This window comes from Vicinamibacteria bacterium (assembly GCA_035570235.1).
Lineage (GTDB): Bacteria > Acidobacteriota > Vicinamibacteria > Fen-336 > Fen-336 > DATMML01.
Genome location: DATMML010000051.1, coordinates 22,469 through 46,786, shown reverse-complemented (window position 1 = coordinate 46,786; position 24,318 = coordinate 22,469). Strand labels below are relative to the sequence as shown.

Below are 24,318 nucleotides of genomic sequence, written 5' to 3'. Positions count from 1 at the left end.
CCTGCGAGGGTCGAGAAGACGCGGTAGCAGTCTAGTGCAGATCACCGGGAACGGGAACCGCACCGCGCAGCCGGGCTCAGGGCCGGCCCCGGATGGGAAGGAGCGAGCGCCCGAGCACTCACCGATTGAATATTGTGGTGACCGTCATCGACGGCATGCCTGCGGCGCTTGGCCGGATTGCGCCCGGCCGCCAGCCTCCGAGGCTACCGGGGGCAGCGGAGTGTTGCCGGAGGATACCCGTGGCGCGCGGAAACGGTCTCAAGGAGCCGAGGGATCCGGGGGTTGGCGGAGAATGCGAGCGGTCAGGAACAGGAGGGCAACCACCGCCGCGAGCAGCGTGCCCCAAAGGAGGAGGGTGGGCGGCGCATCCTGCAAGTAATCACGGGCCCGCCGGCGGAAGGCCGGGTTGGGCAAGGTCCCGGCCGCCTCGAGGGGCAGCGCCGAGTAGGCCAGGATTTCCTGGCGCAGGGTTGCGATGTCGTAGCGCGGCGCCCCGGCCGCGCCGTTGCCGAGCAAGACCCGATAGGCGCCGGGCGAGGCCTTGAAGGCGAGACGTGGCACGCGCACAACGCCCCGACACTCCGCGAGGGTCAAGGGGACATTGTCCCCTTCGTTGATCTCGAGGAAGAACTCTCCCTGACGGAGACCGTCCAGGGCGAGCACAATCGGCGCTTCGGTGGCGCCGCCGACCCCGAGACGAATCCCCCCGGGCGCGCGCGGCCGGCTGGCGGGGGCGGCCAGGGTGCCGTTGAAGACGACCCTCTCAGCGCCGCCCCCGCCCGAAGCGGCCGGCGTCAACAAGCGGGCGGGCCGAGCGAAGAAGGTGTCGCGAAACCCGAGCTGTAGCACCGCGAACGGAAGCGGCAGAGTGACCCCGGAGGTCGGGGTGACGGCGAGCCGCCAGCGCGTGACGGCCCGACGCTCGGAGGTGGCCCCCGGTTCTTTCGCAAAAGCGAGGGTCACGCGAGCCTCCGAGGCCACCGGCTCGAGGACGTAAGGGACCTGCCGCCCCTCCTCGTCAACGATACGGAGGTCCCCCAGGTCATCGCGCAGGAGGCCCAGGTCCTCCCCCGCCAGGGTCAGGGTGTAGAGGTCCTCGTGATCGGAGACGGTGAAGGGGCGGGTCGCTCTCCAGCGGGCGACATCCAAGAGAGCGCCGCGGGGGGCGGTGAAGGGGAGGGGGGGCGGCTTTTGGTAGCGAGGGTTCTCCACCTCCGGTCCCAGCGCCGCCAAAGCGTAGAGGGGAGCTAGGCCGATCCTCCCCTTAAGCGTCTCCAGGTCGTAAGCGGGGGCGCGGGTGGCTTCGTTCGCGTAGTAGAGGGTCAGGGGCCCAGAAAGAGCCGGGAAGAGTAGCCGCGTGGCGGGAGCCGACGCCAACACGCGCAGGTTGTGCAGGGGAGGGCTGTCCCCGTCGTGAATTTCGAGGACGAGCTCCCCCGAATGGCCGCGGCGCACCGGCAGCACCCGCGACTCGCCGGAAAGGGCTTCGTCCTCGATCTGCAGCCGGTAGAGGAGCGCCTCCCCCAAGATTGTCCTCACCCCCTGCCCCTCCGGGCGGGGGACGTCGTACAGCACCACCCGCCGCGAGAAGGCCGGATCGTCGGAGGCGATTTCAAGCCGTTCCAGGGGGAACGAGGGCGGTAGTTCCAGAAGGTATCGGCTGACGCCCCCCCCGGAACCGGCGGGCCTGAGCTCCACCGGCCGCTCCCAAGCCTCGGCGGGCAGCCGCCGGCGGCTCAAGACGGTCACCCCGGTCAGCACGATCGGCTTCGAGCGCCGATCGTCGGCGGACAGGCGCAGGTAACGGGCCCGGATCGGCTCCGGGAAATCGATCGACGTGTGGTGGACGCGGACGTTCCAGGGCCGGTCGAAGACGCCGGCATCCGTGCGCAGCGTACGCCAGGACTGCGCCCCCTCCGAAGCCTCGACGAGAAGCCGCTTCACGAAGTCCTGCTCGTGGATCTCGAGGGTGATGTCATCAAAGTCGCGCGGCTCCCCAAGGTCGACCACCCACACCGTGCGCTCTTTCCTCTCCGTCCGCGTGTCCACCAGGCGACCGTGCACCGCGGTCTGCATCTCTCGTTCGACGACGCGATCCACGACATAGGCGACTTCATGACCGTCCGCGGCCAGAAGGCGCACGTCCTCGAGCTGGGGCTGGCAACGCGCTCCCACCTCGGGGGGCAAGGGCAGCGCGGCGAAGGAGGGGGTCGGCCCCGACCCCGCCGAGGTCAGGCTCACGCCGCGCCTGAAGTGCCAGGCAGAGCGCTCCCCGTCGGGATCCGGCGTTTGTCCGGGTGCGGGGAGGGGGGCCAGCGCCAAGGCCGCTCCCCAGCCCGCGCTCATCACCCAGCCCAGCCGGGGACGCATCACGTGGGACGCTCCTTTTGCCGCAACGCTCGCCCGTAGAGCAGCGAGACCACGATGGAGACAACACCCAAGGCGAGCAGCGCGAGGACGCGGTAGATGCCGGCCAGGGTGGAGAGGTCGTAGAGGAACACCTTGGCCACGGTCAGACCGAGGAATCCCAGAGAAAGGAAGCGCAGCGCTTGCCGCTCGCGCCAGAACCCGATCACGAGCAGGATCGTGGCATAGAGCGCCCAGGCCACCGACATCGTGAGGTCCCGGGCCAGCGCCCGCTCCGTCGTGAACTCGAGGTAGCGCTGGGCGGAGTAGAAGTCCACGACCTCCAGGTTGATGAGGACGAAGATCAGAACGAGGCCGAGGAGCGACACCGCTGGCGCGAGGTAGCGCCGGCTGCCCGGCGTCGTTTCCGCCCGCGCGAGGGCAGCGGCGCCGAGGAGGCAACAAAGCGCGGGGACACCGTACGTGTAGAGGAGCCAGTTGAAGATCGGCCCCCCACGGGCCTCATAGCGCAGGACGTTATCCCAATTCAGCAGGAGCCGCACGCCTACGAGGCCGTAAAGCAGGGCGCCGAACGTCTTCAGCCCGGGATGGGGCAGCCGGCCGAAAAGCCAGAAGACGGCGGCGGCCTCCAGGGCCCAGCCCACGGTGATCCACTGCCGGTCGAGCTGCAAGGGGATGGCTACGGCAACGAGACCCAAGGCAACGGCCGCGAAGAGCGCCATGTAGCGCAGGCGGTGCCCCTCCCCCTCCCGATCCCCCGCGCGGGCCACGAAGCGCCGCGAAATCCCGGCCAGCGCCGGCACGGTCAGCGCGGCCATGGCGAGGGGCAGGAGGCCGATCATCCCTTTACCCCAGCTTCGTACGAGCGAGTCGTGGAGGGGGAGGAAGAAAGCGGGCCCCGCGAGGGCAGACGCGAGCCAGGGTGCGGGGCGCATCTTCCACAGGTTCACGATCCGCGCCGGCATCACAAAGGGAAGGCCCAGGAAGGCGAGGTAAAAGGCGGTGTCGCCCGGTAAGACGACAACCAGATCCTGGGGAGGATGAAAGAAGGCGAATTGCCAAGCGGTCGCGAACAACGCAGCCAGAAGCAGGCCCCCAGGCAGGAGCCACGTCCAGTCGCGGCGTAGGGCAGAGGCGACGAGCAGGACGAGCGTGATTGCCAGGGCTACAAAAAGCGGCCCCGGATCGCGGCCCAGCTCCGGGGAGACGAGACAAGCGAAGAGGCCGGCGACGGCGATGAGCGTCGCGCCGACCACTCCCGCTTCGTCCTCGTTGGCGTTCACCGGCGCCTCCGCCCGCCGGGCCGCCACCAGGGACACCGTGATCGCGAGCAGCAGGGGTACGCTCAAGTTCCGCAGCAGTGTTTCCCCCCCCGATCGGTGGTGCAACCAGACCTGGATGAGGAGAGCCAGAGCGAGTGGCCCCAGGAGCGCAACCCCGGCGAGTCGCCGCTCGCCGCTCCGCTCAACGAACAGGGCGATCAGGGCGCCGAGGAGGGCGACAAAGGGCCAGAGCGGGTCCCCGGGGGTGCGCATCACGAACGCGAGGGCGAAGAGCCCCAAGCCCGCACCAGCCGCGATGCCCGCCCCTTCGAAGGTCGATCGGTCTTCCTCAACGCGCTCGGGCGCGAGGAGGCGACCCAATCGAACGGGGGCGTTCAAGAGGGTGGCGAGAGCGATGGCCGCGAGCGTCGGGCCCCAGACGCCGGCCGCGGGGATACCCTGCACCGCCCAGACGAAGAGGGTGGCGCCGGTGGCCACGGCACCGCTCAGGAGCAGTACGGTCCGGCGGCGGAAGAGGGCCACCGCGATGAGGGCCGCGTCGAGGAGGGCGAGGTAGCCGAAGAGCAGCTCCCATTCGCGGATGTAGGCGCCGTTGCCCGCTATCAAGACTCCAAACAAGAACGACACCGCAACCCCAAGGCCCCCCACCAGCCGCAACGTCGGCTGCTCCTCCTCGCCGGCGAGGGTGGGCAGAAAGAGGTAAAGCAGGCCAAAGAGTAAGAAGGCCAGGAGGCCCACGATCATCTTCTCGGGAGACATGAACTTCCCGAACCATCCGACCTCGAGCGCGAAGGTCCCCAGGAGCCCCAGAAGCACGAGGCTGTGCCAGCCCCTCTTCACGGCCACAGCCAGGAGACCGAGGTTCAGGAGCAGGATGTAGGAGAAGAGGCTGACCGGACGGTCCTCGCCAGTCGACAGCGAGATGGGGGTCGCGAAGCCGCCAACCAGTCCCAGGACCGCCGTGAAGACGGCGTCGTACCGGATGGCGACCAAGCCCGCCACGATCGTGACCAGGATCATCATGCCAAAAGTGGGTGCGGTCGCGAGCAGGTGCCACAGGGCGTGGCCCGCGTAGAGGGCGATGTAGAGAATCGCGATGGCCGCCCCCGAGACGGCGTTGGCGGTCGTCGCGTACCCCTTGCGAAGGCTCAGCTCCGCCCACACCAGACCGCCGATGCCGGCCCCCAGCATCGAGACCATCCTCAGTTCGGGCGTGAAGTAGCCGCGGTCGTAAGCCATCTTTGCGAGGAAGATGGCGGCGACGACGAGAGCGATGCCCCCGAGCCAAGCGGCGCCTTTGAGGCCGAGCAGGCTCTCCCAGTCGAAGACCGGCGTGGAGGGAGGCGGCGGCGCCGGGCGCGGAGGCCGCGGGGGGGGCGTTGCGGGCGGCGCCGGCCGTTCCGGTGAGGGCGCGGGGGGGGCCGCCACCGGGGGAGCGACGACGGGGGTCGCCGGGCGGGGAGGGGCAGCGGGAGCCGGAGGCGTGGGGGGGGGACTCTGAACCAGAGGAGAGGGTGTCGGCGCGGCCCCGGGACCTTCGGCGGGACGCGCCCGCTCCGCCATGTTTATCTTGAGAAAGGCCGCGAAACGTGTCTCCAGCGCGCCCTGATCGGCCTGCAGTTTCTCGATGCGGCTCTGGAACCGTCGTGTGCGGACCAAGGCCACCACGGCCAGGAGAGGCCCGACCACGGCCAGGGCCAGGATCATCAACCCGACCAGGACGAGAGCGCCCTCCACGTTGCCTCCCGGCGGGGTCGCACCGCCGTGCCCGACTTCTGGCTTATGCGGCGTATCCTAGCATCGGCGGCCCCGCCCGGGCTTCGCGGGCTTTCTCCAATCCCCGCCCTTCTTCATGGGGAGTGGCTGACGTGGCGGGCTGGGCTTGCGTTTACCCATGGGCGCTCAGAGTAGACGGGCGGGGCCGCGGGTCTCTCTCTGGTCGAAACGCCGGGTCATCGAGCACGGCTATGGGCACGATCGGGGTGGTCAACCCTCACGGCTCAGGGACAGGAAGGTCATGTCGTCCTTCAGCCGTACGGGGCCGCAGAACTGGAGGACGTCGGCGGTGAGGCCATCGATCAGGTCCCGGTGGGACATGCCGCGGTGGGCCAGGAGGTAAGCCTGGAGCCGCTCCTCACCGTACTCTTCGTCGCGGGCGTTGAAAGCCTCGGTCGCGCCGTCCGTATAGAGGAAGAGGCGGTCCCCCGGCTCGATCTCCGTCCGCATGGCCTCGAATATGGTGCCCGGCATAACCCCGAGGGCCAGACCCGTGGCCGCCAAGTGCTCGAGCTCCCCCGCAGCCCGGATCAAGACAGGCGGGTTGTGACCGGCGTTGATGTAGCGCAGGCCGCCGCGAGCCGTGTCTAGTTCCCCGTAAAAGAAGGTGATGAGACGGTTGGACGGGATGTTGGCGCAGAGGTGGGCGTTGAGCTTGCTCAGCAGCTCGGGGCCGCGCAGTCCGGCCGTGATGAGCGTGCGCAGGCTGCCCTGGAGGAGGGCCATGAGGAGGGCCGCGGGCATGCCCTTCCCGGCCACGTCCCCCACCACCACCGAGACTTGACCGTCGCCCAGCTCGATGATGTCGAAGTAGTCGCCGCCCACGGTGTTGGCCGGACGCATGGACGTCACTATGCTCGTTCCGTCCCGCGCGAAGGGCTCGAAGGGGAGGAGGCCGAACTGAATCTGGCGCGCCACCTCCAGGTCCCCCTTGAGGCCTAACTTGTCCCGCAGTTCCAGGACGAGCAGGAAGAAGAGGATGGTGGAGGCATAGAGCATCCAGTTCTCCCAGCCGAAGAAGAAATGGAGGGACCAGGGGCCTTCCGCGGCCAAGGAGAAGAAGAACCTCACCCAGGCCAGAAGCAGCACGGGGGCCGCGATCGCAAAGAGGATCCGCCGCCAGGGGCTCAAGCGGTAGGCCATGGCCAGGAAGATGCGCCAGAGGGCCAGGGGCGGCTGCTTGTACCAGGCCTGGACAGTCACATCCGAGAAGTCGATCTCGCGGGTGAAGAAACGGTAGGTATCGCTGGTCTCCTGCTCTAGCAGCTCCCGCAGGCCCTTCCCCGTCACCCCGCGGGTGAAGAGGTCACGGATGGCCTGCCCGTAGCCTTCCCCGAGACCGGGGGTGACGCCTCGGACACGCTCCGCAAAGCGCTGGGCGAAGTCCTCAAAGCGATCGCGCTGGTTGGTCACGACCCGGAGAGGCCGGCCGCGATGGCTTTCTCGTTCAAGGCCTGCAGCCGGACGCGGACGTCCCCGGGAAGCCCCATGACCCCGTCGCGCAGGAGCTGGCGCATAGCCTGCCCCTCCTCGGGGCGCACAAACTCACCCTCCTTCACCCGCTCGATGTAGCGGGCCAAGCGAACCCGCTCCGCCTCGGGGATGGGGGCGTACACCTGGGCGTAAATCTCAGACAGAGCACGCGTCTCCTCGGTACTCAGGGCATGCAAGCCCCGGCTCACCGTTTGCACATGGGTCTGGGCAAGGTCGTCCGCCTTCTGACCGCTGCTCAAGCGATCCTGGACCAGGGCCTCGGCCGCGGGCCGCGACAGCTCCGGCGCCTCGAGCACGAGCTGGTCCACCACCTGGCGGACGCGCGCCGAGAGCACGCCCTTGATCAACACCCCCCGGAGGAGGGCCTCGAGCTCGGGGGCCATCCGCGAAGCTTCCCGGCTCGGGCACCAAGACCGCAGGGCGAAGTAGTTCCAGCCGTCGCGCCAGACCGCGGTGGAGCCCCGCGCCTCTTGACCGTCGGCGGCCCATGTGGTTTGAACCAGGCGGGCGGGATGTTTACCGACGGTGATATCGGACCGGCCCAGCTCCTTCTCGTCGGGATAGCGCGGACGCCGAGCCTCGCGAAGGTGATCCACGAACTTGTCGAGGGAGCCCCCCATCCCGCGGGGGAGCGGCTCCACGATCAGGACCGCGAAGGCGCCGAGCGCGGGCTCCGCGAGCTTGAGCCGGGCCTCAGGCGCCACCACCAGGGAGCTCTCGGGGAGGAGCATCCACCAGCCCTCCGGGAGCTCGACGGCGAGGCCGAGGTCGTTGTCCACGAACCGTCGCTCCGGGGACGTGTGCTGTTGGATCTCGGCGAGTGCACGCCGCCTTTGCAGGATCGGCAGTCCGTAGGCAAGCAACACCGCCACCCCCGCCGCCACCACGATCAGAGAACCGACGAGCAGGATCGCGCCACTGGTCGGGGAGGCGGTCGTCCGGGACCGCGGACTGACGGCCGAGCGGGGCTCGGCCGCGGGCGAGGGGCGGCGCACGGGCCGGGTGACGCTGTCCGGTTCGAGTATGCGGGGCAGGGGCACCCACTCCGGGGCACCCTCCTCCCAGACCAGCGCGTCCTTGCCGATGCGCCCCTCCGCGTGCCACTTCTTGACCATGGCCAGGTCCACAGGGCCATATTCCTTCCCGTTGGGCACGCGGACCGTGTAGTTGGCCATGGCTCAGGGGACCCAAACTGGTTCGGGAGCGATCCGTTCGCCCCCGTACTTCTCTAATGAGAGGGGATGGGGAAGGGGCGCGGGTGGGAGGGGCGGGGCGGGGCGGGCCATGGGAGGCTTAACATCCGTGATCTGCCCGAGCTTGGTTTGGCCCGAGCGCGGCCGTTCCCCGACGTGACGGCGAGCGAGCATGCCCCTGGGGTTGAGCTCGAGCCGCGCCGGCTGGGCGGCTCGGCCACGCTCGACCTGATCATCGCGATAAAGGCCGGGGGGGTTCATCGTCTCCGCAGCAAGAACGTGTTTCGGGAGTATATCCGCCCGTAAGGCGGGATGGGAGATCTGCGGACACGTCCGCGTCGCCTCGCGGGGACAGTCCGGTCCGTGCCCCGCTTGGCCGAAAGCCGTGTATCTCCGGGAACTTAGTCCGCTAGGGCCGACGGCATGTCTGTTGCAACACTCCCCTCCGAGTCCCCCTGAGAGGGGCCTAGGAGGACAACCATGAGAACGGCATTCTGGGCGGCGATAGGGCTGACGGCGGCGGGAGTGGCGGCGGTCCCTGCCCAGGCCAAGGCCGATAGCCGCTTCGGGATCGGGATTGAGGTGGGCTCTGACCACGGGTACGACGGTCACGACTCCTATCGCTACGGCTATGACCGCGGCGCGCAGGACGGCGCCGAGCACGGCCTCAAGGACGGGCGTCGGGGCAAGAGGTTCAGTTTCTGGCAGCACGGCGAGTACCGCGACGGGGACCATGGCTATCACGGCTGGATGGGTCCCCGGTGGGACTATCGGGCCGGCTACCGCCGGGGTTACGACGCCAGCTATCGACGCTCTTATGCGGCCGCGGGCCCGGCCTACCGCGACCGGGACGACCGCTATGGCGATCGGGAGCGGTACGAGAACAGGAAGTACGGTCACGACGGCGACGACCGGGTGATCTACGAGGAGGCGCCGCGCTACCGCGATCCGCGCTAGTCCCCGCCTCGGCCGGCCGCGGCTCGCGCGACCGTGGCCGGCCGCGTTTCCGCTCGGGACCCTGCCCCTGTTAGAATCGAAGGCGTGAAGTCGCACTACTATTGGAAGCAGGTGGAGGCCTTCAAGGATCGGCTCCGAGGGGCGATTCCCCACGAGGAGCTGAAGGCGCTGCACCGGCGCGGCGCACCCCGCCACCTGCTCTACGCGGCCCGGCAGTTCGGGATCGTGGCCGTGTGCGGCATTGCCCTCTGGCAACTGACCGACCCCCTCTACTGGATTCCGGTTGCGATACTCCAGGGCTTCACCTTCTTCAACATGACCACCCTGCTTCACGAGGTGGTCCACCATTCCGTCTTCCAGTCCCGGCGCGAGGGCTGGAACCGCGCTCTCGGGCTCGTATACGCCATCACGAGCGGGATCTCGGCCAGCCAGTTCACGCGCTGGCACCTTGACCATCACGACAACCTGGGTTCCGGCGAGGACGATCCCAAGCGTCACTGGCTTTCACCCAAGCGGAACGCCCGCTGGTTCAAGCTGCTCTACTGCACACCCGTTCTCATGCCCCTCTACTTCCGGGCCGCGGCCCGGGAGGCCAAATCCTATCCCGAAGCGCTGCGGCAAACGATAAAGCGCGAGCGCCTGGCGACCTTGGTCGTGCAGTTCTCCGTCATGATCACGCTTCTCAGGCTCGGCGGCCTGGGCCCCATGCTGCGCGTCCAGGTCGTCCCCTATTTCCTGGTCTTCCCGATTGCCTTCACCCTGAACCGTCTGGGCCAGCACTACAACATCGATCCTGCCCATCCCCTGAAGTGGTCCACGGTGATGAAGCCCAGCCGCATCTGGGACTTCCTCTTTGTCTACTCGAACTACCACGCCGAGCACCACTACTTCCCGAGCGTTCCTTTCTACAACCTTCGGCGGCTGCACCTCAAGCTCCGGCCTCTCTACCAGGAGTTGGGGGTCACGCAGCACACCTACCGCGAGATCGTCTGGCAGTGGTTCGTCCTGAACCGCGCCCCCCATACGGACTGGGACCACGGGTTGGGCATTCCCCCCGGGCCCCGGAGTCCCGCCGGCCCCAGCGAGGAGGCACTCGCCCCCCCCGCGGCGCGAACCGCGGGTCGGGTGGCGGCCCGAATCGCCACCCCCTAGGTGCGCTTCTCGAGCGTCAGGTAGTCGCGCCGGCCGGCGCCCAGGTAGACTTGGCGCGGGCGTGCGATCTTCTGATCCTTGTCCTCGAGCATCTCGTCCCACTGGGCCAGCCAGCCCGAGGTGCGAGGAATGGCGAAGAGAACGGGGAACATGTCCACCGGAAAGCCCATGGCCTGGTAGATGAGGCCCGAGTAGAAGTCGACGTTCGGATAGAGCTTCCTCTTCACGAAGTACTCGTCCTCGAGCGCGATCCGCTCCAGCTCCAAGGCGATGTCCAAGAGTGGGTTACGGCCGGTGACCTGGAACACCTGGTCCGCCATGATCTTGATGATCTTGGCCCGCGGATCGTAGTTCTTGTAGACCCGGTGTCCGAAGCCCATGAGGCGCACCTCTCCCCCGCTGGCTTTCACTTCCTTGATGAACTGCGGCACTCGGTCCTTGGAGCCAATCTCGTGCAGCATGCGCAGGACCTGCTCGTTGGCCCCTCCGTGAAGGGGGCCATAAAGAGCGGCGATAGCGCCGGCGGTGGAGGAGTACGGGTCCACCTCCGAGGAGCCCACGCCCCGCATGGCCGAAGTGGAGCAGTTTTGCTCGTGGTCGGCGTGCAGGATGAAGAGCACTTCCAAGGCCCGTTCTAGCACGGGGTTCACCGGGTAGTGACCCCCTACCTTGAACATCATCTGCAGGAAGTTGGCGCAGTAGCTTAGGTCGTTGTCCGGGGAGGCGTAGGGCAGCCCCACCGAGTGTCGGTAGGCGAATGCGGCCAGGGTGGGCATCTTGGCGATGAGCCGGAAGATCTGGGCTTGTCGGTTTTGACGGTCGCGAATGTGCTTGGCCTCGGGGTAGAAAGTCGAGAGCGCGGCCACCGTCGAGATCAGCATGCCCATAGGGTGGGCATCGTAGCGGAACCCGCCCATCAGCTCCTTGATGTTCTCGTGGACCATAGTGTGATGGGTGATGTTGTAGAGCCAGGCCTCATACTCCGACTTCGTGGGCAGTTCCCCGTGCAGGATCAAGTAGGCCGTCTCCAGGTAGGTGCTTCGCTCGGCAAGCTGCCCGATGGGATAGCCCCGGTAGTTCAGGACCCCGCGGTCCCCGTCGATGAAGGTGATACGGCTCTTGCAGGACGCGGTGTTGGTGAAGGCCGGATCGTAGGTCATGAGCCCGAAGTCCTCGGCGGAGACCTTGATTTGGCGCAGGTCGATAGCCTTGACGGTTCCCTCCTGGATCGGGATCTCGTAGCTCTTGCCGGTTCGGTTGTCGGTGATGGTCAGGGAGTCCTTGCTCATGGGGGCGCCCTCCGCGCGGCTCAAGGACCAATTGTCACCGGAGGCTAACACCCCCCTGCCCCCATTTCAATGTATCGAGCGCGCTCGCGCTCGGCGGCGCTTCCAACTCGAAAACGGAGTCCCCCGCGAAGCGGGCGACTTCCCTCAGCGAGGAACGGAATTGCGGCAGTCCGGCTTCGATGCGCGCCCATTGGTTCGGGCCGTAGCCGCCCCGGTGCAGGATCACGTAGCGGGTGCCGATCTGTCGGAGTGCCTCCAGGAATTCCTCCGAAGGGAAGGTGCGCGCCAGGGAGCGCAACCGCTGATAGAGGGCCGGCTCGATCCCCGCGTAGCCGTTCACGAGTGGCTTCCAGTCCCTCGTGGAGCGCACCATGTAGATACTCTCGTGGTAGGCGGGCCGCTTGAATGTCCCATCGATCCCGAGCATGGGGAGGTGCACTACCGGAGGCTCACCGGGCTGATCGGCCAGCCAGCGGTAGACGGGGGGCGGCTCCCGGCGTGTGTCCACGACCTGGGCCCAGGCCGGGGTCGGGATGGGAGCGATCAGGGTCTCGCCAAGGGCGAGAAGGGCCACGCCCGCGAACGCGAGGGGGGGCGGGCGCCAGGCCTGCAGGACACGGGCGGCCAGCAGGACGAGGGGCAGGGCGACGTAGACGCCGGCCCGGCTCGAGACACGGATCATCCGGAACACGGGGAAGAGCTCGCGGGCCAAGGCGAAGGGCCCCGTGAAGAGGCGATGCCCCATCCAGCGCACCTCCGGCCCCAGGGCCAACGCCGCCGCCGCCAGGGCGAGCACGAGGAGGGCCAGCGATTCCCGACCGGGGAGCGCGCGCCGCCTCCAGAGACCGAGGCCGCCTAGCATCACCAGGCCGGGCACGACCAGACCGGGAAAGAGGTTGTTGGGTCCGATGGTGCGGAAGGGATCCGTTAGATCGCCGTACACCCGGTTCCAGGGTCCGGTCGAGAGGAACGATTCGAGGGAGGCGGAGAAGAAAACCGTCTCCTCCGCTCCCCGCGCGTACCCTTGCGGCTCCAGGGCGGCTCGGTGCAGGGCGTAGAGGGGGAGGAGGGCGAGGCCCGCGGCGGCGGCGGCCAGGACCGCGGCCGGCAGCTGGCGCGGCCGCCCCCACAGCAGCACGATAACGGCGGGGGGCAGGACGGCGAGGCCGATCAAACCATGGTAGCCGCAGGCCAGAAAGGCAAGAACGAAGAAGAGGGCCGCCAGAAAGGCGTGGCGCGCTCGTCCGCTGCGCGCGAAGCGGACGATGAAGAGGAGGAGGAGCGGCAGCCACTGGGTGCCCAGGGTGGAGAGGTGGGCGATCTGATCGGTCCGGATGGGGGAGAAGGCGAAGGCTGCTCCCGCGAAGAGTGCCGCCCCTTCCCCGCAGCCCAGTTCGCGAGCCAGCCAGTAGGTAGTGAGGCCGGAGCAGATGAAGGTGAGGAGCCGCACCAGGTTGAACAGGAAGACCGCGTCGTCCGTGAAGGGCAGGAGGGGTAGGGCCAGGAGGGTGGTCCCTAGCACCGGCTCGTCCATGCCCAGCGTGTAGCGGAGGGGGTGGAAGATATTGGCGTGAGGAAGCCGGGCGGGATCGGTCCTCAAAGCATGGACCTCCCATCCCATGACCCAGGCGAAGAAGGCCGAGTCCCCGGGGTCGATGATGTGGAGTTGGGAGGCCAGGGGCCAGGTCAGGAGCACGGTCAGGAGCGTGTAGAGACCGAGGGCCCGCAGCCAAGTCATAGCGCCCTCCGCACGAGCGGGCGGGCGCGGCTCGGGAGCTTCACCCTCGGGGGCTCCAAGGCGGCAGCTGAAGCGGGCACGAGGGCGGGCGAGGGCTCACGCCCGGATCGGAGGCAGGTCTCCTGTGGGCAGCCCTGCCAGCTCGCGCAACGCCCGCGCCACCTCGATGCGAGCCATCCGTTTGCGCCATGAGTAAACGAGGTCCGCGTTGTCCAGGGGCTTGGCCGGCTTGTAGGCGATGCCGGACGCCATCTCAATGGTCTCGATGTCGAGCCTCTTGCCACGCAAGAACTCCTGGGCGTCCTTCGCCTCCACCGGGGCCACGTGCACCGCCCCCAGAACGATCCGCGCCTCCTCCACCCGCCCCTTCACGAGGCGCACGGCCGCGGCCACGCCCAGGATCGGGAAATCGATGGAGCCGCGGCGCCGCAGCTTGCGATAAGTCATGAGCCAGCCTTCGCGCGCGGGGACGTGGATCTGGGTCAGGATCTCCTCCGGGCTCTTGGCGAGGTAGTGGATGCCGTCCGGGCCATAAAGGGAGCGAGCCGGGACGCGTCGGGCCCCCTGCGGGCCCACGAGGGTGACCTCGGCCTCGAGCGAGATCATGACGGGGGCTGTGTCGGAGGATGACAGCGCCCAGCACACCTTGGAGCCGGGGGCCACGAGGCAAATGTCACCGTCTTTCTTCATGCAGTAGCCGACGGAGGCCCGCCAGAACTCCGACTGGTTGTAGTAGTTGCAGCGGGTGTCCACGCAGAGGTTACCGCCGATGGTGCCGGCGTTACGGAGGGGGGGCGAGGACACGAGGCCCGCGGAGCGGGCGAGGCTCGGCCAGCGCGTTCCGACCACGCGATGCTCCGCAACCTCGGTGAGGGTGGCCAGGGCCCCGAGCCGCAGACCCCCGTTCGGGGAGATACCCTCCGCTTCCGCGATCCCACGCAAGCCCACCAGGATCTTCGGCTCGAACTGCCGCCGCTTCATATTGGGCAGAAGATCGGTGCCGCCGGCCACGGCCATCGCCTCCGGGCCGTGGTCAGCCAGGATCGTCGCCGCTTCGCGGGCGGTGCGGGCGACGATGTACCGGAAGGGCGGGAGTCTCATCATGTGCGCACCCCTTCGGGAACGGCGGCGGGCGTCGCGGGCTCCAGGGGTGGAACCACCACCGTCTCCGGGTACCGGAACGCCGGCATGCGGGGAGGTCGGTAGCGACCTTCGAGGGCGGCCAGCACCTTCTCCGGAGTGATCGGGACCTCGTCTACCCGCACCCCCAGAGCCTCGAAGAGAGCGTTGGCCACGGCGGGGATCACGGGCAGCAGCGGCCCCTGGCCACATTCCTTGGCCCCGTAGGGGCCCTCGGGGTCAAGGGTCTCGATCAGAATCGACTCCACGGGCGGCATCTCCAGGGTGGTCGGGCTCTTGTACTCGAGCATGGAAGGGATCTTGTGGCGGCCCTTCCGGAAGACCTGCTCCTCCATCAGAACCTCACCCAGGCCCATGTAGACCGAGCCTTCGACCTGGCCGATGACGAGCAGGGGGTTGATCGACTTCCCCACGTCGTGCGCGATCCAGACCTTGTCCACGCGGATGAGTCCCGTCTCGCGGTCGGCTGAGAGCTCGACCGCGGCTGCGGAATACGAGTAGGTCGGCGTAGGGCCGACCCCCGCCCCTTTCCAGCGGGCCACGCTTCGGGGTGGCTTATAGGAGCCGACCGCCCCCAGGGTGCCGTGCTCGCCCTCCGCCAAGACCACGGCCTCCGCGAAGGGCAGCCCCCGGGCGGGTTCTTGAGCATCCCATATCCGGCGGGCGGCGCAGAGCAAGCGCTCGACCGGCACCTCCAGCTTGCGGGCGGCGGCCTCGAGGATCAACTTGCGCACCTTGCGCACGGCTTCGAGGGTGGCGTTGCCGGTCATGAGGGTGACCCGGGAAGAGTAGGAGCCGAGGTCTACCGGCGTGAGGTCGGTATCGGCGGTGACGACCCGGACATCCGCGGGCTCGATGCCGAGTTCCTCGGCCACGATGTAAGCGAGCACCGAGTCGGAGCCCTGCCCGATATCGGTGGAGCCGCAAAAGACGGCCACCCCCCCGCCGCGGTCCACCTTGATCTGAACGCCCGAGTGGGGCATCGCGTTCCAATAGATGGGAAGACCCGCGCCGCTGATGTAGGCCGAGCCCGCGAGGGCAATGCCCCGACCGGGTCCGAGTTTGCCCCGTTTCTCACGGTAGCCGCTTCGCGTGATCACCCGCTCCAGGCACTCCCGGAGGCCGATGGTCTTCACCTGCATCTGGTTCGCGGTAATGGTGCCGGGGGCGAGAGTGTGGCGCAGCCGCCACTCCGCGGGGTCGAGGCCCAGGTCGTGGCAGAACTTGTCGATGTGGCACTCCAGGGCGTAGCGTGGCTGGGGCGTGCCGTGGCCCCGCTTGGGACCGCAGGGGGGCTTGTTGGTGAAGACGCGCACTCCTTCAAACTTGTAGCGGGGGATACGGTAGGTCACGGTCTGCAGGGCTCCCGTGTAGTAGAGGCTGGCCACACCGTAGCTGCCGTAGCCTCCCCCGTCGAGGGCGGAGCGGAAGTGCATGGCGGTGATGGTGCCGTCTCTCTTGAGCCCGGTCTTCATCCACATCGACACGGGGTGCCGGCCGCGGTGGCAGTAGAAGACCTCCTCTCGGGTGAGGGTGATCTTGACGGGCCGGCCCGTCTTCATGGAGAGCTTGCCCACTACGATCTCGTGGCCGAAGGGGTCACTCTTGCCCCCGAAGCCGCCCCCGTTCGGACAGGCAATGACCCTCACGTGCGCGGGCGACATCCCTAACACCCGGGCCACCGCGCGGTGGACATAATGCGGGGTCTGGGTGGAGGACCAGAGCGTGAGCTTGCCGTCGGGCCCGAACGAGCCGACGGCCGCGTGCTGCTCCATCGGCAGGTGGGTGTTTCCCTCGAAGTAGAACGTATCCTCGCGGACGTATTCGGCCTCGCGAAAGCCTTCCTCGACGTCGCCGAAATCGAAGGAGACCTCCTTGTGGACGTTGCCCCGCGGCCCGTACTCGTGGATGCGGGCCTCGGGTCGGGCCAGGGCTTCCTCCATGGACATGAGGTCGGGCAGGACCTCGTAGTCCACCTCCACCAGCCGACAGGCCGCCTCCGCCGTCTCCTCGTCGACGGCGGCCACCGCCGCCACCGGATCGCCCACGAAACGGACCTTATCTATGGCTAGGGCGTGCTCGTCTTGACTGACGGGCAAGATGCCGAATGGAATGGGTAGTTCGGTCCCCACCAGGGTGGCGAGGACGCCGGGGAGCGCGGCCGCTTTGGACGCGTCGAGCTTGCGTATGCGCGCGTGGGGATGCGGCGAGCGCAAGAGCTTGGCGTAGGCCATGCGGGGTAGCTCGACGTCATCCGCGAAGAGCGTCTGGCCGGTGACCTTGGCCGCGGCGTCCACCTTGGGCAGCGGTTGGCCGACCACCCGGAGATCGCGGCGTGTCTCCTCAGGCACGAACCGCCTCCCCCGCCTGGTCACGCATCCGCGCCGCCGCGAGCTCGACCGCTTCAAATATCTTCAAGTACCCCGTGCACCGACAGAGGTTGCCGGCGAGGGCCTCTGCGATCTCGGGCCGGGAGGGATGAGGGTTCTCTCGGAGCAGCCTCTCGGCCACGAGCAGGAACCCGGGCGTGCAGTACCCACACTGCGCGGCACCGAGCTCGATGAAGGCCTGCTGCAGCGGGTGGAGCACGCCTCGCTCGGCCAAGCCCTCTACCGTCGTGACCTGCCGCCCCGCACACTCCACGGGCAGGGTGAGGCAAGAGAGGACGGGCCTTCCGTCCAGGAGGACGGTGCAGGTGCCACACTCCCCCAGTTCACAGCCATGCTTGGTACCGGCGAGGCCCATCTCTTCCCGGAGCACTTCCAGAAGGGTGTGGTGGACAACGGCCAGGACCTCCCGGTCCTCCCCGTTCACCTTGAGACGGACCCGAATCTTCTCCATGCGCACGCCCCGCTGAATTTGAACGCTCGTTCAAACTCCATTATAGATCGCGGCCGGGGGTGGTCAAGGCCGCCCCCGGGGAGCCTCACCCTACCCCCGCCTTGCGGAGCGCCTTTTCCGCCTCGTCGCGAACCGCCCCGTCGGGGTCGCTCCGCGCGGCGGCGAGCGCCGCGACCACCGCGGGAGGAAGCTTGCCCAGGCGGCCCAGCGCCCGGGCGGCCCGGGCGCGCACGCCAGGATCCTCATCCCGCAGGCGCTGCGCGAGGGCGCCCGCCGCCGGTCGGCCGCGGGGACCCATCCGCCCCAGACCGTTCACCGCCTCGCTGCGCACACGGGTGTCGGGGTCGGCGAGCACACGCTCGTGGGCGGAAAGGAGCACGGCGGGGTCGGCGCCGATTTGGGCCAGGGCGGTCAGTGCGCCCAGACGGACGTTGGGGCCAGGATCGCCGAGAGCTTCCACGAGGGTGGGCGTAGCCCGTTCGGCCGGGGCACCGATCCGGCCCAGGGCCTGGATCGAGCGCCAACGCACGTTGCTGCTCTCGTCCTTCGTGGCGGCCATAAGGTCGGGCACCGCCGCCGCCGCCCCGGGGCCGATGCCGCCAAAGGCGTCGGCCACCCGCCAGCGGATGCCCGGATCCCGGAACGCGGCCAGGAGGGCGGGCACCGCCCTCCACGCTCCGGGGCCGATCTCACCCAGGGCCCAGGCCGCGCGCCCACGCACCGCCTCGCGCGTGTCTTCGAGGGCAGAACTGAGGACAGGCACGGCGTCCAGGGCCCCCGGCCCCAGCCGGCCCAGCGCCCCCGCCGCCTCCGCGCGCCCGGGAGCAGTGCTATCAGCGAGGAGGCTGACGAGCGCTCGCCGGCAGCCCTCGGTGTCGGGCCCGATCTCGGACAGGCTCTCCCCCGCCCGTGCGCGGACCGTCTCGTCCTCGTCGCGCAGCCGCTCCACGAGGGGCAGCAACGCGGGCTTGCCCGCATCGCCCATCTCCCCGAGGGCCCGGGCCGCGCCGGCGCGCACGCCCGGCGCGGGATCCTGGAGCCGACGGAGGAGGCCGGCGAGGGCGGCCGCGGGGAGCGGCCGGAGCCGGGCCACCGCCCATGTCGCAGCCACGCGCACGCGCGGGCTCGGGTCGTCGAGGAGACCAATCAGCGAGGATTCGGCGGCCTTGGCCTGCGCCCCCATCTGGCCCAGAGCCCGGGCGGCTTCGAGCCGACTCCTTTCGTTCCCGCTGCGAAGGTCGACGAGGAGAGCGGGAAGGGCCTGGCTGGGGTTCGGAGGCAGAGAGGCGGGGGTGTCACGGGGGGGCAACGAGCCCGACTCCGCCAAGAGGCCAGAGGCCAGGATCTGCTCGGCCACGAGGCGGGCCCCGGCGGGACTGAAGTGGTCGTAGTCGATGAAGGCGGACTCCCCCGCGGGGCGAAGCGCGGGCAGGAGATCGAGCACGGGAATTCCCTCCGTGCGGCAGAAGTCCACGATCGTCCGTTGGGCGGTAGGGGGTGGCGCACCGGGAAGGACTTGGAGGCGAAAAGGGAAGATGAGGACCGCGAAAGTGGCCCCGTCCGCCCGCACCTCATCGCGCAGGATGCGCATGTCGGCGAACATGCGCCCGAAAGCCTCGCGTACCTTGGGTGAGTCCTTATGCGTGAAGAGCTCCTCCACATCCGCGATCTCTCGGTCCTGGGCTCGAACGAGGCGCCGCACGAGGGCGGAGCGCTCGTGAATCGCGGCCAGCCAAGCGGGGGGGCGGCTCAGGTTGTTCTGCATTTCGGGAACGTCGTTCAGGCATACCCCGATCAGAACCTCGTCCGGCCGGTACTTGCGCGCGATGCGGCGGTAAGCGATCAGCTCTTGGCGGGTGGACCAGCCACCCAGGGCCAGGTTGAAGACCTCGGTCCGCTCCCCCTTCGACTCGAGCAGGTCCTGGAGCACCTGGGGGTAGGCCTCCTGCGGACGGATCCCCCAACCGAGGGTGGTGCTGTCCCCGAGGCAGATCAGCCGCCGCACTCCCGTCGGCTTCTCCACCGCCCGTTCCCGGTCCCGCAGCCCGTCGCTGTTGTAGTCTTCCCAAGGAGGCCAGCCCGCGGCGGTGGACTTGACCGTATAGAAGTCCCCCTCCCAGTTCCAGTCCGTGATGTAAGCGGCCGCCCGCGGGGCCGCCGGCCGCCCCCTCTCGAGGAGGCGGCAGACTCCTTCGGCCCCCCCCACGAACAGGAGGACGGTGAGCGCGCTCAGGAGCAGGTTCGCGAAGGCCTCTTTGACCCTCACGCGAGGGCGCGCCGGGGGGAGCGTCCGCGCGCGGCGGCGGGCCGGAGCAAGCCGGCCAGCAAGTAGTCGGCGAAAGCCTGAGCGATCTCCTCCGAGCGGGCGGGGCCCCGGGGATCGAACCAGCGCGTGATCCAGTTCACCGCCCCCAGAATGGCAAAGGTCAATAGCTTCGGGTCGCCGGAAACGAAGAGTCCGCGGTCCATCCCTTCCTTCAAGACGCGCCGGACGCCGCGGTCAAACAGGTCGCGCTTGGCGATCACCTTCCGTAGCAGCCGCGGAGAGAGGGCTTGCAGGTCCATGGTGAGGGCGGTTCCCTGCAGCTCGTCGATGATCATGTGCACGAAGGACACGATGAGCTGACGCAGGCGCTCGTCCGGGGAGCGCGTCTCCCTCTCCACCCGGGCCAGGAGGTCGAGGAGGATGTCGAGCGAGTAGTCATGGCAAAAGTAGAGGATCTCCTCCTTGTTCTTGAAGTAGTAATAGAGGCTCCCCTTGGTCATGCGGAGGTCGCGGGCGATCTCCCCCACGCTGGCCCCGTGGTAGCCGCGCCGACGGAAAGCGGCGGCCGCGCTTCTCAGGATTTCGACTCGGCGTTGCCGGCTGCGTCCCGGCTGACCACTGCCCCTCCGCATCCCGCTCCCATATTACCGGTTGAGCGGTCCCATAGTCAGGGTTGAAGGGGCTGACGCTCTCCTGGTACCGGCCCCGCGATGTTTGAAGCCGCACAGGTTACTGGCTACCCGGCTCGTTCTCGGGGCCCCGGGGGAGGGCCGCCGCGGCGCAGAGAGGCCTCGGGTCGTCCCGCCGACGCCACTTGATTCTGTCCACCCCCGGCCGTAGTCTCTGCAGGCAATTCATTCTTCCTTCAAGGAAAGGCATGTCCCGCATTCGCCGCTCCCCTGGTGGGGCCCCGTTGCTGATCCTGTGCGCCGCGGCGGCCACGGTGGGATGCAGCCGCAAGCCTGCACCGATCACGATCCGTCTCGTCGATTTGTTCCGGCCGGAACTGGTCCTCGGCCACTCCCCCGCGTCACCCTCGGCCGCGCCCCCGAACGAATGGCGGTTCGATGCGCCCGCCGCCGGAGCGCGAGGCCCGGGGGGCTGGGAGGCCGGCCCCGGCGTGGCGGGGCTCGCCCTCCGTAACGGCCGGCTGCAAGGACACACCACATCCCCCGGCCCCGTGGTCCACTTCCTGGGGAAGCCGGGTCTGGGAGGCAGCGACGTGCTGGAAGCCGTCGAGATCCGTCTCCGGGCCTCCGCGGGGACGAACCTGTACATCGCTTTCTCGGGCCAGGAGCACGTCGATCTAGCCGAGGTTGCCCAGCAGCCCAACAATAACTTCTGGACGCTGGCCACACCCATCATCGCGGGCGACGATGTTCGGAGCTACGTGATTCACACTGCCCGCGGGATCCCGCTGTCGCGAACCCTTCACGTCTTTGTCCGTCCCACCAACGTGGCGGGGGCCCAATTCGAGATCGAGGCGTTCCGCATTGTCTCCCGAAGGGAGCACCTGGCCTCAGTCCCGTCCGGGATCGCGTGGCAGGGGCTTTCGGAGTTCTATCGCGAGACGATCGTGGCGCGAACGCCGGAGACGGTACGCTTCACGCTAGATCTCCCGGAGAGACCATGGCTCGATCTCGCGGTGGGCACGCTCGATGAGGAACCGGTGGCCTTTCGGGTCGCGGTGGACGATGGGAGCAGAGACGCCGTGCTCCTGGAGCGGACGGTCACGACGCCCCACCGCTGGGACGCCGCCCCCGTGGACTTGCACGAATACGCGAACCGTAGGGTCTCCCTCACCCTCTCCCTCGCGGGGGGCAAACCCGGCGTCCTGGGTCTCTGGGGCGCACCCGTCGTCCGCAGCCGGGGCGGGAGGCCGCGGCCGGCCGCGCCCGCCAAGGCCCCCGGCGATCCGCCGCAGGGCGTCGTCCTGATTTGGGTGGACACCCTCCGGCGCGACCATCTCGACATCTATGGCTACGGCCGGCCGACCGGGCCCACGATCCGCCGCCTGGCCTCGGAGGGGACTCTCTTCCGCGACGCCGTGGTGCAGGCGACGTGGACAAAAGTCTCGACGCCCTCTCTCCTCACCTCGCTGTACCCCGCGACCCATGGCGTCCACGACTTCAGTGATCGCCTTCCCAATTCCGCGGTCACGTTAGCTGAGATCTATCGAGAGGCGGGTTACGCGACCCTCTCCATGTCGTCGGGTCTCTTCACCGGCCGCTTCACGAACCTACACAAGGGGTTCGAGGAGGTCCAGGAGAACGGCTCCATCAAGGGAGAGGCGAGGACGAGCAAGACCGCCCGCGTCTACGTGGATCGCCTCCTACCCTGGCTCGAGACCCACCGTGACGTGCCCTTCTTTGTCTTCCTCCACGTCCAAGATCCGCACGACCCCTACCGGCCGTACCCCCCCTACGACGGGCTGTGGGCGGACCGCGCGGGCGAGGCCGAGCACGAGCGGCAGGCGAAGGAGGTTCACAAGTTCATCGCCGACCCCACCATGAGGGCGTTCCAAATGCCGAGCCGGGACGACTTGCGGCGGGCGGGGTTGAACCCCGAGGCCTACGTAGACTACGAGCTCGGCTGGTACGACGGGGCGATCCGAGGGATGGACCCGGAGATCGCCCGGCTGCTCGAGGGTTTGCGGAATCTGGGGCTGGACCGCCGGACGCTAGTTGTCTACACCGCGGACCACGGGGAGGAATTCCTGGAGCATGGACGGATGTTCCACGGCCAAAGCACCTACGGCGAGCTCTCGAATGTTCCCCTTATCCTGTGGCGTCCGGGCACGGTCGTGGCGGGCGCGGTAGTCGAGCAGACCGTCCAGGCCATCGACGTGATGCCCACCCTGCTCGAGATGAGCCGGCTGCCCGTGCCCAAGGGCGTCCAGGGCCACAGCCTCCTCCCCCTCCTGTCGACAACGTCGTCGGGGACCGCCAACCCGGCGACGGCGCCTAAAGCGTGGCCGGCGGTGATCGAGAAGGAAGCGACGCGAGAGGGCGGGGGGCCACCGCCGAGGGATGCGGAGTCCTTCGCCATCATCCGCGACGGCTGGAAGCTGGTTCACAACACGAACGGCCTGGCCGGACGCCCCGAGTACGAGCTCTACAATCACGGGAAGGACTCGCTCGACAAGTCGGACCTTGCTGCCGAAGAGCCTGAGATCGTCAAGCGCCTGGCCAGCGAGCTCGAAGCGTGGCGGCGGATGGCGGAAGCGGCCCGCCTTCCGCCCGACTCGAAAACACGGGAGGGGCTGGGGAAGGAAGAGCTGGAACGCCTCCGTGCCCTGGGCTACATCCAGTAGTCACGCTTGGGGGCCAAGCTCGAGGGAGCCGGCGCTAGGGTTCTTGCCGCGCGCCGCGGGGCAGCGGGCAGGAAAGCAAAGCCAGCTTGGGGTTACAATCCGATCATGCCTGAAGCCCTCGACATCACTTGCCCCTGCTGCGAGGCCCAGCTGAAGGTCGATCCCGAGACGCAGTCCGTGGTCTGGGTGGACAAGAAGAAGGAGCCCATGCGGGACTTCGACGACCTCGTGAACCGCGTCCAGTCCCAGAAGAGCCTTCTCGACGAGAAATTCGCGCGCTCCGTCCAGCAGACGAAGCACGCACGAGAGATCCTGGACAAGAAGTTTGAGGAGGCCAAGAAGCGTGCGGCCGCCGACCCCACGGGCCGACCCCCGAATCCTTTCGACAACGAATGAGGTGGAAGCTGGCGCTCCTGCTCCTCGGCGCCTGGGTGGGAGTCCTGGCTGGTTCGTGGGTCATGGCCACCATTAACCTCCGCGCCGTCGACCGGGTGCTCGGCCCCGGCGGGCGGCCCGAGCTCTCGGAAAAGCTGGCTGGGGTCGCACCACCGGATCGCCGGGCCGCCCTGCGCCACCTCGGGGCCGAGCTCAACCGCTGGATGTTCCGGTCCTGGGCCGTGGTGCAGCTGGGGCTCGGGGCAGCCCTTTTGGCTCTGCTCTGGCCGGGGGGCGGCCTCTCAAGGCTACTCTCGGGTCTGGCCCTGGTGCTCGTCCTTGCGCAAGCCGCCGCCCTCGGCCCCCTGGCCGAGCGGGGCCGCGCCCTGGACTTCGCCCCGCGTCCCCTACGCCCGGAGGACGCCCGCCCGTTCGGCCTTCTGCACGCCGCTTTCCTGGGAGCCGACGTCCTCAAGGCCAGCGCCCTGGTGGCGACGGGGTTCCTCCTCCTACGCCGGCCGTGATCCGTCTGGCCCGGGACACGGACGCCGGGCCCATGCTTGAGATCTACGCCCCCCTCGTGCGCGAGACGCCCATCTCGTTCGAACTGGCGCCGCCTTCGGTCGAGGAGTTCCGAGAGCGCGTCCGAAAGATCACGGCGCGGACCCCCTGGCTTGTTTGCGAGGCGGATGGTGAGATCCAGGGCTATGCCTATGCGGGCCCCTTCCGCGCGCGCCCCGCCTACCAGTGGGCGGTCGAGACCACGGTCTACGTGGCGGCGCCCCATCGGGGTAAGGGCGTGGCCCGGGCGCTCTACACCGCACTTCTGACCGGACTGCGCCTCGCCGGCTACTACCGCGCCTATGCCGGGATCACCCTCCCCAACCCGGCCAGCGTCGCCACCCACGAGCGCCTGGGCTTCGAGCCGGTCGGCGTCTTCAAGGAGGCCGGCTTCAAACTCGGCCACTGGCACGACGTGGGTTTCTGGCAGCTCGCCCTCCAGGGAGCGACCGCCGACCCCGCCCAACCCCGGCCGCTCCCGGAAGTGGAAAAAACAACGGAATGGCAGGGAAGCTTGCGGGCCGCCGAGGCAGGCCTCCGCTGACCGGGAGGCCGCCCCCCAGGGGCCGTGGC

18 protein-coding genes are annotated in these 24,318 nt (G+C 68.6%); 7 read left to right on the top strand and 11 right to left on the bottom strand.

Annotation, left to right across the window (positions count from 1 at the left end; translation table 11 throughout):
* Positions 1–258 precede the first annotated feature (258 nt).
* The 4 genes from VN461_09760 to VN461_09745 all read right to left on the bottom strand — a co-directional run bounded on the left by VN461_09760 (position 259) and on the right by VN461_09745 (position 8,095).
* A complete protein-coding gene (locus VN461_09760) occupies positions 259–2,370 on the bottom strand; it encodes a DUF3999 family protein (protein ID HXB55056.1) in 2,112 nt (703 codons plus the stop codon).
* The gene (locus VN461_09755; protein ID HXB55055.1) at positions 2,370–5,387 is read right to left on the bottom strand and encodes a DUF2339 domain-containing protein; all 3,018 of its coding nucleotides are present in this window, start codon (positions 5,385–5,387) and stop codon (positions 2,370–2,372) included. Before VN461_09755 ends, VN461_09760 begins: the two co-directional genes overlap by 1 nt.
* A 249-nt stretch (positions 5,388–5,636) precedes the next feature.
* Positions 5,637–6,839 (bottom strand): PP2C family protein-serine/threonine phosphatase, encoded by a 1,203-nt coding sequence (locus VN461_09750; GenBank protein HXB55054.1) that lies wholly within the window; start codon positions 6,837–6,839, stop codon positions 5,637–5,639.
* Entirely contained in the window at positions 6,836–8,095 is a 1,260-nt protein-coding gene (locus VN461_09745) for a GYF domain-containing protein (GenBank protein HXB55053.1), read from the bottom strand. The genes VN461_09750 and VN461_09745 overlap by 4 nt, the downstream gene beginning before the upstream one ends.
* Before the next feature lie 66 nt (positions 8,096–8,161).
* On the opposite strand from VN461_09745, the gene VN461_09740 reads away from it, so the two are divergent.
* The 3 genes from VN461_09740 (at position 8,162) to VN461_09730 (ending at position 10,222) form a co-directional block, all read left to right on the top strand.
* Positions 8,162–8,419 carry a hypothetical protein gene (locus VN461_09740; protein HXB55052.1) on the top strand — a complete coding sequence of 86 codons (258 nt, stop codon included), beginning with the start codon at positions 8,162–8,164 and terminating at the stop codon, positions 8,417–8,419.
* Positions 8,420–8,593: 174 nt separating this feature from the next.
* Positions 8,594–9,070 (top strand): hypothetical protein, encoded by a 477-nt coding sequence (locus VN461_09735; GenBank protein ID HXB55051.1) that lies wholly within the window; start codon positions 8,594–8,596, stop codon positions 9,068–9,070.
* 84 nt (positions 9,071–9,154) lie between these two features.
* A complete protein-coding gene (locus VN461_09730) occupies positions 9,155–10,222 on the top strand; it encodes a fatty acid desaturase (protein HXB55050.1) in 1,068 nt (355 codons plus the stop codon).
* On the opposite strand, the gene VN461_09725 is transcribed toward VN461_09730, so the two are convergent.
* The 7 genes from VN461_09725 to VN461_09695 form a co-directional block, all read right to left on the bottom strand.
* Positions 10,219–11,511 carry a citrate synthase gene (locus VN461_09725; protein HXB55049.1) on the bottom strand — a complete coding sequence of 431 codons (1,293 nt, stop codon included), beginning with the start codon at positions 11,509–11,511 and terminating at the stop codon, positions 10,219–10,221. The genes VN461_09730 and VN461_09725 overlap by 4 nt on opposite strands.
* Positions 11,512–11,545: 34 nt before the next feature.
* Entirely contained in the window at positions 11,546–13,249 is a 1,704-nt protein-coding gene (locus tag VN461_09720) for a hypothetical protein (protein HXB55048.1), read from the bottom strand.
* Between the two features lie 96 nt (positions 13,250–13,345).
* The gene (locus tag VN461_09715) at positions 13,346–14,353 is read right to left on the bottom strand and encodes an FAD binding domain-containing protein (GenBank protein ID HXB55047.1); all 1,008 of its coding nucleotides are present in this window, start codon (positions 14,351–14,353) and stop codon (positions 13,346–13,348) included.
* Positions 14,350–16,740 (bottom strand): molybdopterin cofactor-binding domain-containing protein, encoded by a 2,391-nt coding sequence (locus VN461_09710; protein HXB55046.1) that lies wholly within the window; start codon positions 16,738–16,740, stop codon positions 14,350–14,352. The genes VN461_09715 and VN461_09710 overlap by 4 nt, the downstream gene beginning before the upstream one ends.
* On the bottom strand, positions 16,733–17,230 hold the full coding sequence (locus VN461_09705; GenBank protein ID HXB55045.1) for a (2Fe-2S)-binding protein: 498 nt from the start codon (positions 17,228–17,230) through the stop codon (positions 16,733–16,735). The genes VN461_09710 and VN461_09705 overlap by 8 nt, the downstream gene beginning before the upstream one ends.
* 85 nt (positions 17,231–17,315) lie before the next feature.
* Positions 17,316–19,496 carry a HEAT repeat domain-containing protein gene (locus tag VN461_09700; GenBank protein ID HXB55044.1) on the bottom strand — a complete coding sequence of 727 codons (2,181 nt, stop codon included), beginning with the start codon at positions 19,494–19,496 and terminating at the stop codon, positions 17,316–17,318.
* Positions 19,493–20,128, bottom strand: coding sequence for a TetR/AcrR family transcriptional regulator (locus VN461_09695; protein HXB55043.1), 636 nt, complete (start codon positions 20,126–20,128; stop codon positions 19,493–19,495). Before VN461_09695 ends, VN461_09700 begins: the two co-directional genes overlap by 4 nt.
* Positions 20,129–20,373: 245 nt before the next feature.
* On the opposite strand from VN461_09695, the gene VN461_09690 reads away from it, so the two are divergent.
* The 4 genes from VN461_09690 (at position 20,374) to VN461_09675 (ending at position 24,289) form a co-directional block, all read left to right on the top strand.
* Positions 20,374–22,809 carry a sulfatase gene (locus tag VN461_09690; GenBank protein HXB55042.1) on the top strand — a complete coding sequence of 812 codons (2,436 nt, stop codon included), beginning with the start codon at positions 20,374–20,376 and terminating at the stop codon, positions 22,807–22,809.
* Positions 22,810–22,914: 105 nt separating this feature from the next.
* On the top strand, positions 22,915–23,205 hold the full coding sequence (locus VN461_09685) for a hypothetical protein (GenBank protein ID HXB55041.1): 291 nt from the start codon (positions 22,915–22,917) through the stop codon (positions 23,203–23,205).
* Positions 23,202–23,708, top strand: coding sequence for a hypothetical protein (locus tag VN461_09680; GenBank protein ID HXB55040.1), 507 nt, complete (start codon positions 23,202–23,204; stop codon positions 23,706–23,708). Before VN461_09685 ends, VN461_09680 begins: the two co-directional genes overlap by 4 nt.
* Positions 23,705–24,289, top strand: coding sequence for an arsinothricin resistance N-acetyltransferase ArsN1 family B (locus VN461_09675; GenBank protein ID HXB55039.1), 585 nt, complete (start codon positions 23,705–23,707; stop codon positions 24,287–24,289). Before VN461_09680 ends, VN461_09675 begins: the two co-directional genes overlap by 4 nt.
* Positions 24,290–24,318: the final 29 nt, after the last annotated feature.